The 7,208-nt window shown below is 72.1% G+C and carries 7 protein-coding genes; all 7 read left to right on the top strand.

Annotated features, from left to right (window positions below; all coding sequences use genetic code 11):
• The first annotated feature begins 174 nt into the window (after positions 1-174).
• Positions 175-276, top strand: coding sequence for a DUF6380 family protein (locus tag GTY47_RS41400; RefSeq protein ID WP_234025775.1), 102 nt, complete (start codon positions 175-177; stop codon positions 274-276).
• Complete coding sequence (gene hpnE, locus GTY47_RS32915; protein ID WP_010042795.1) at positions 273-1,685, top strand: hydroxysqualene dehydroxylase HpnE; 1,413 nt, start codon at positions 273-275, stop codon at positions 1,683-1,685. The genes GTY47_RS41400 and hpnE overlap by 4 nt, the downstream gene beginning before the upstream one ends.
• Positions 1,682-2,824: a polyprenyl synthetase family protein gene (locus GTY47_RS32910; protein WP_078602894.1), complete on the top strand. Its 1,143-nt coding sequence runs from the start codon at positions 1,682-1,684 to the stop codon at positions 2,822-2,824. The genes hpnE and GTY47_RS32910 overlap by 4 nt, the downstream gene beginning before the upstream one ends.
• A gap of 122 nt (positions 2,825-2,946) precedes the next feature.
• Positions 2,947-4,983: a squalene--hopene cyclase gene (gene shc / locus GTY47_RS32905; protein ID WP_010042791.1), complete on the top strand. Its 2,037-nt coding sequence runs from the start codon at positions 2,947-2,949 to the stop codon at positions 4,981-4,983.
• Positions 4,980-5,621, top strand: coding sequence for a hypothetical protein (locus tag GTY47_RS32900; protein WP_010042790.1), 642 nt, complete (start codon positions 4,980-4,982; stop codon positions 5,619-5,621). Before shc ends, GTY47_RS32900 begins: the two co-directional genes overlap by 4 nt.
• A 5-nt stretch (positions 5,622-5,626) precedes the next feature.
• Positions 5,627-6,649, top strand: coding sequence for an adenosyl-hopene transferase HpnH (hpnH, locus tag GTY47_RS32895; protein WP_010042786.1), 1,023 nt, complete (start codon positions 5,627-5,629; stop codon positions 6,647-6,649).
• A 4-nt stretch (positions 6,650-6,653) separates the two neighbouring features.
• The coding region (locus GTY47_RS32890) for a flavodoxin-dependent (E)-4-hydroxy-3-methylbut-2-enyl-diphosphate synthase (protein WP_010042784.1) at positions 6,654-7,208 on the top strand (555 nt) is incomplete at its 3' end.

The following is a 7,208-nucleotide window of genomic DNA, read 5'->3' as shown; positions in this document are numbered from 1 at the left end:
CCCGAGCGCGGCCGCCGCGCTGGGCAGGCTTGCCACGTGAGTGAACCGGTGTTGTCCCTGGTCCGCCGCCGGGGGCGGGGCGCGGTCGTCGGGGCCGGGCCGGGCGGTTCCGTGCGGGTGACCCCGGCCGAGTGCGGCCACGACGTCCCTCCCGGTCGAGCCGTCGGAGACAAGCTGCGGGCAACTCTCCGGCGTGGGGCGGCGTCCCTGACGGAGACGGCCGGTCGCGCACGGTTCGAGCAGGACGGCCGCCGCGCAGGGGAGGGTGCACGATGACCCACGGCACGGGGTCCCAGGGACCGATCGCCGACGGGCGGCACACCGTCGTGGTGGGCGGCGGGCTCGCCGGCATCACCGCCGCGCTCGCGCTCGCCGACGCCGGCGTGCGCGTCACCCTGCTGGAGGGCAGGCCGAGACTCGGCGGCCTGGCCTTCTCCTTCCAGCGCGGCGAGCTGACCGTCGACAACGGACAGCATGTGTACCTGCGCTGCTGCACCGCCTACCGCTGGTTCCTCGACCGCGTCGAGGGCGCGGCGCTGGCCCCGCTCCAGGACCGGCTCGACGTGCCCGTCCTGGACGCCGCACGGCCCGCGGGGCGGCGGCTCGGCAGGCTGCGGCGCGACGCGCTGCCCGTGCCCCTGCACCTGGGCCGCAGCCTCGCCACCTATCCGCACCTGTCGCTCGCCGACCGCGCCAAGGTGGGCCGGGCCGCGCTCGCGCTCAAGGGGCTCGACCTCGCCGATCCGGCCCTCGACACGCAGGACTTCGGCAGCTGGCTCGCCGCGCACGGCCAGTCGGAGCGCGCCATCGAGGCCCTGTGGGACCTGGTCGGGGTCGCCACCCTCAACGCCGTCGCGGGCGATGCCTCCCTGGGGCTCGCCGCGATGGTGTTCAAGACCGGTCTGCTGTCCGACCCGGGCGCGGCCGACATCGGCTGGGCGCGGGTTCCGCTCGGCGACCTGCACGACCGGCTGGCCCGCAAGGCGCTCGACTCCGCTGGCGTCCGTACCGAGGTCCGTACACGCGTCACCTCCGTCTCCCACCACGGGAACGGGGGGTGGAGTGTCCAGGTTCCCGGCGAGACGCTCCAGGCGGACGCGGTGGTGCTCGCCGTACCGCAGCGCGAGGCGCACGACCTGCTGCCCCCGGGCGCCCTCGACGCGCCGGAACGGCTCCTGGAGATCGGCACCGCGCCGATCCTCAACGTCCACGTGGTGTACGACCGCAAGGTGCTGGCCCGGCCGTTCTTCGCCGCCCTCGGCACCCCGGTGCAGTGGGTGTTCGACCGGACCGAGGCATCAGGGCTGCGCGAGGGGCAGTACCTCGCCCTGTCGCAGTCGGTGGCCCAGGGCGAGATCGACGAACCCGTGGCCGTGCTGCGCCGGCGGTACCTGCCGGAGCTGGAGCGGCTGCTGCCGCTGACCCGCGGCGCCGGAGTGAGGGACTTCTTCGTCACCCGGGAGCGCACCGCGACGTTCGCTCCCACCCCCGGCGTCGGGCGCCTCAGGCCCGGCGCCCGCACCAAGGCATCCGGCCTGTACCTGGCCGGAGCGTGGACCGCCACCGGGTGGCCCGCGACCATGGAGAGTGCGGTCCGCAGTGGTGTGAGCGCGGCGGACGCCGTGCTGGGCGCCCTGGGCCGGCCCCGCCCGCAGCACCTCTTCGAGTTCGAGGAGGCGGCGTGACGCTCGCTCAGGACGGCGCGGCAGGCGGCCCCCGCACCCCCGGTACCGCAACAAGAGGAGAGACTGTGCCCACTGTGCCCCCGGCCTCGAAGGCCGCTCGAGAGACCGCGGTGGACGTGACCGCGCTCCTGGAGCGCGGCCGGACCCTGGCCACTCCGGTACTGCGGGCGGCCATCGACCGCCTGGCACCTCCCATGGACACTGTTGCCGCCTACCACTTCGGATGGATCGACGCCCAGGGCCGGCCCGCGGCGGGGGACGGCGGCAAGGCCGTGCGCCCCGCCCTCGCGGTGCTGTCCGCCGAGGTCATGTCGGCCGCCCCCGAGACCGGCATCCCCGGTGCCGTCGCCGTGGAACTCGTCCACAACTTCTCCCTCCTCCACGACGACCTGATGGACGGCGACGAACAGCGCCGCCACCGCGACACGGTCTGGAAGGTGCACGGCCCCGCCCAGGCCATCCTGGTCGGCGACGCCCTGTTCGCCCTCGCCAACGAGGTGCTCCTCGAACTCGGCACCGTCGAGGCGGGCCGCGCCACCCGCCGCCTGACCACCGCCACCCGTGCACTGATCGACGGTCAGGCCCAGGACATCTCCTACGAGCACCGCGACCGCGTCACCGTCGAGGAGTGCCTGGAGATGGAGGGCAACAAGACCGGCGCCCTGCTCGCCTGCGCCAGCTCCATCGGTGCCGTCCTCGGCGGCGCCGACGACCGTACCGCCGACACGCTGGAGAAGTACGGCTACCACCTGGGCCTCGCCTTCCAGGCCGTCGACGACCTCCTCGGCATCTGGGGCGACCCGGTCGCCACCGGCAAGCAGACCTGGAGCGACCTGCGCCAGCGCAAGAAGTCGCTGCCCGTCGTGGCCGCGCTCGCGGCCGGCGGCCCCGCCTCCGAGCGGCTCGGCGAGATCCTCGCCGCCGACGCCAAGAGCAGCGACTTCGAGAACTTCTCCGAGGAGGAGTTCGCGGCCCGCGCCGCCCTCATCGAGGAGGCGGGCGGCCGTGAGTGGACCGCCGACGAGGCACGCCGTCAGCACACCATCGCCATCGAAGCCCTCGACGCCGTCGACATGCCCGACCGGGTGCGGGAACAGTTCACGGCACTCGCGGACTTCGTCGTCGTACGAAAGAGATGATCACTATCGGTCGAATAGCCCTCGCGTAGTCGCCGGCCGGTGCCGCGAGACAGCACGGAGCACCGGCCGACGGCGGACCCACAGCAGCTGCACACCTTGCACCACTGCACGAAGGGGAAGCCATGACAGCGACGACCGACGGAAGCACCGGGGCCCTGCCACCCCGAGCCGCCGCGGCCAGCGAAACCGACACCGACACCCCCGCGGCGGCCGGGGTACCAGAAGCCGCCGCCCGCGCCGCGCAGCGCGCCACGGACTTCCTGCTCTCGCGCCAGGACGCCCAGGGCTGGTGGAAGGGCGACCTCGAGACCAACGTCACGATGGACGCCGAGGACCTGATGCTCCGCCAGTTCCTGGGCATCCGCGACGAGAAGACCACTCAGGCCGCCGCGCTCTTCATCCGCGGCGAACAGCGCGAGGACGGCACCTGGGCCACCTTCTACGGCGGCCCCGGCGAACTCTCCGCCACCATCGAGGCCTACGTCGCCCTGCGCCTGGCCGGCGACGAGCCCGGCGCACCGCACATGGCGAAGGCCTCCGCCTGGATCCGTGAGCAGGGCGGCATCGCCGCCGCCCGGGTCTTCACCCGCATCTGGCTCGCCCTGTTCGGCTGGTGGAAGTGGGAGGACCTGCCGGAACTGCCCCCGGAGCTCATCTACTTCCCGAAGTGGGTGCCGCTCAACATCTACGACTTCGGCTGCTGGGCGCGGCAGACCATCGTCCCGCTGACGATCGTCTCCGCGAAGCGGCCGGTACGCCCCGCGCCCTTCCCGCTGGACGAGCTGCACACCGACCCGGCCGACCCGAACCCCGCCAAACCCCTCGCCCCGGCGTTCAGTTGGGACGGCGCCTTCCAGCGGATGGACAAGGGCCTGCACGCCCTGCGCAAGGTCGCGCCGCGCCGGCTGCGCAGAGCCGCGATGAACAGTGCCGCCCGCTGGATCATCGAACGGCAGGAGAACGACGGCTGCTGGGGCGGCATCCAGCCCCCGGCCGTGTACTCGATCATCGCCCTGCACCTGCTCGGCTACGACCTCCAGCATCCCGTGATGCGTGAGGGACTCGCCTCGCTGGACCGGTTCGCCGTGTGGCGCGAGGACGGGGCCCGGATGATCGAGGCCTGCCAGTCGCCCGTGTGGGACACCTGCCTGGCCGCGATCGCGCTCGCGGACGCCGGACTGCCCGCCGACCACCCGCAGTTGGTGAAGGCCGCGGACTGGATGCTGGGCGAGGAGATCGTCCGGCCCGGTGACTGGTCGGTGCAGCGGCCCGGACTGCCGCCCGGGGGCTGGGCGTTCGAGTTCCACAACGACAACTACCCCGACATCGACGACACCGCCGAGGTGATCCTCGCGCTGCGCCGGATCGCCCACCACGACCCGGTGCGGGTGGACAAGGCCGTCGGGCGCGGCGTGCGCTGGACCCTCGGCATGCAGTCGAAGAACGGCGCGTGGGCCGCCTTCGACGTCGACAACACCAGCCCGTTCCCGAACCGGCTGCCGTTCTGCGACTTCGGCGAGGTCATCGACCCGCCCTCCGCCGACGTCACCGCGCACGTCGTCGAGATGCTCGCGGTGGAGGGCCTCGCCCACGACCCGCGCACCCGCCGCGGCATCGAATGGCTGCTGGCCGAACAGGAGCCCGACGGCTCGTGGTTCGGGCGCTGGGGTGTCAACTACGTCTACGGCACCGGGTCCGTCGTCCCCGCCCTTGTCGCCGCGGGCATCCCCGCCGCGCACCCGGCGATCCGCCGGGCCGTGACCTGGCTGGAGTCGGTGCAGAACGACGACGGCGGCTGGGGCGAGGACCTGCGCTCCTACAAGTACGTCAACGAGTGGAGCGGCAGGGGCGCCTCGACCGCCTCCCAGACGGCATGGGCCCTGATGGCCCTGCTCGCGGCGGGGGAGCGGGATTCCAAGGCCGTCGAACGCGGCATCGAGTGGCTCGCCGCCACCCAGCGGGAGGACGGTTCCTGGGACGAGCCGTACTTCACGGGGACGGGCTTCCCGTGGGACTTCTCGATCAATTACCACCTCTACCGGCAGGTGTTCCCGCTGACCGCGCTCGGCCGGTATCTGCACGGCGAGCCCTTCGCCGACCGGCACCAGGCGAGCGGGGCGGCCGGGAAACCGCTCGCCGGGGCCGAGGGAGCTGAATGAGCACACAGCCCGCCCCGGCCCCGCTGCTGATCGCCTGCGCGCTCGGCATCGAGCAGTTCGCCCTGCGCGCGGGGGACCGTGGCGGCGCCGGCGGGCCGGTCACCGTGCTGCGGACCGGTATGGGGCCGGCGGCGGCCGAGCGGTCCGTCACCCGGATGCTCGCCCACCCGGCCCTGCGTGACGCCGCCGTCCTGGCCACCGGCTTCTGCGCGGGGCTCGCGCCGGGCATGCACCCCGGTGACCTGGTCGTCGCCGAGGAGACCCGCGACCCGCGCTCCACGACCGCCTGCGTCGGGACCGACCTGCTGGTCAAGGAGCTGGTCCGCACGGTGCCCGGGCGGACCGTGCACACCGGGCCGCTCACCGGCTCCGACCACGTCGTACGCGGTCAGGAGCGGTCCGATCTGCTCGCGACCGGCGCGATCGCGGCCGACATGGAATCGGCGGCCACGCTCCTGAGCGCCGTGCGCACGGGCGAGCGCCCGGTTGCGGCCGTCCGGGTGGTCGTGGACGCTCCAGAACATGAACTCGTCCGGATCGGCACGGTGCGCGGTGGAATATCGGCTTTCCGTGTCCTTCGTTCCGTCCTTCCCGCTTTCTTCGAATGGCACCGTTCCTTGCTGCTCCCCAGGAGGTGAGCCAGATGGCCATGCCGCTCCGACAGTCCATCAAGGTCGCTACGTACTTGGCTGAACAGAAGCTCCGCCGGCGGGACAAGTTCCCGCTCATCGTCGAGCTGGAGCCGCTGTACGCCTGCAACCTCAAGTGCGAGGGGTGCGGCAAGATCCAGCACCCGGCCGGGGTGCTCAAGCAGCGGATGCCGGTCGCCCAGGCCGTGGGGGCGGTGCTGGAGTCCGGTGCTCCCATGGTGTCCATCGCCGGTGGCGAGCCGCTGATGCACCCCCAGATCGACGAGATCGTGCGTCAGCTGGTGGCCAGGCGGAAGTACGTCTTCCTGTGCACCAATGCCCTGCTGCTGCGCAAGAAGATGGACAAGTTCAAGCCGTCCCCCTATTTCGCCTTCGCGGTGCACATCGACGGGCTGCGCGAGCGGCACGACGAGTCGGTGGCGAAGGAGGGCGTGTTCGACGAGGCGGTGGAGGCCATCAAGGAGGCCAAGCGGCGCGGCTTCCGGGTGACCACCAACTCGACGTTCTTCAACACCGACACCCCGCAGACCATCATCGAGGTGCTGAACTTCCTCAACGACGACCTCCAGGTCGACGAGATGATGATCTCGCCCGCCTACGCCTACGAGAAGGCCCCCGACCAGGAGCACTTCCTCGGCGTGGAGCAGACCCGCGAGCTGTTCAAGAAGGCCTTCGCGGGCGGCAACCGGCGGCGCTGGCGGCTCAACCACTCCCCGCTCTTCCTGGACTTCCTGGAGGGCAAGGTCGACTTCCCGTGCACGGCGTGGGCGATCCCGAACTACTCGCTGTTCGGCTGGCAGCGCCCCTGCTACCTGATGAGCGACGGCTATGTGCCGACGTACCGGGAGCTGGTCGAGGACACGGACTGGGACAAGTACGGCCGCGGCAAGGACCCGCGCTGCGCCAACTGCATGGCGCACTGCGGTTACGAGCCCACCGCCGTCCTCGCCACCATGGGATCGCTCAAGGAGTCCCTGCGCGCCATGCGCGAGACGGTCTCCGGAAACCGGGAGTGAGGCCATGAGCGCCATCCCGCTGGGCGTTCCCGAGGTACCGGTCCGGCCGATCGCCGAGCGGCGCGTCTCGCGCCGGATCCAGGTCGGTCCGGTGGCGGTCGGGGGCGGGGCCCCGGTGTCGGTGCAGTCGATGACGACGACCCGTACGTCCGACATCGGCGCCACGCTGCAGCAGATCGCCGAGCTCACCGCGTCCGGCTGTCAGATCGTCCGGGTCGCCTGCCCCACGCAGGACGACGCGGACGCGCTGGCGACCATCGCCCGCAAGTCGCAGATCCCGGTGATCGCGGACATCCACTTCCAGCCGAAGTACGTGTTCGCCGCCATCGAGGCGGGCTGTGCGGCGGTCCGCGTCAACCCCGGCAACATCAAGCAGTTCGACGACCGGGTCAAGGAGATCGCGCAGGCCGCCAAGGACCACGGCACCCCGATCCGGATCGGGGTCAACGCCGGGTCGCTGGACCGGCGGCTGCTCCGGAAGTACGGCAGGGCGACCCCGGAGGCGCTCGTGGAGAGCGCGCTGTGGGAGGCGTCCCTGTTCGAGGAGCACGACTTCCGG

This window comes from Streptomyces sp. SID5464 (assembly GCF_009862985.1).
GTDB lineage: Bacteria > Actinomycetota > Actinomycetes > Streptomycetales > Streptomycetaceae > Streptomyces > Streptomyces chartreusis_D.
This window is presented reverse-complemented; position numbering and strand designations above follow the sequence as displayed.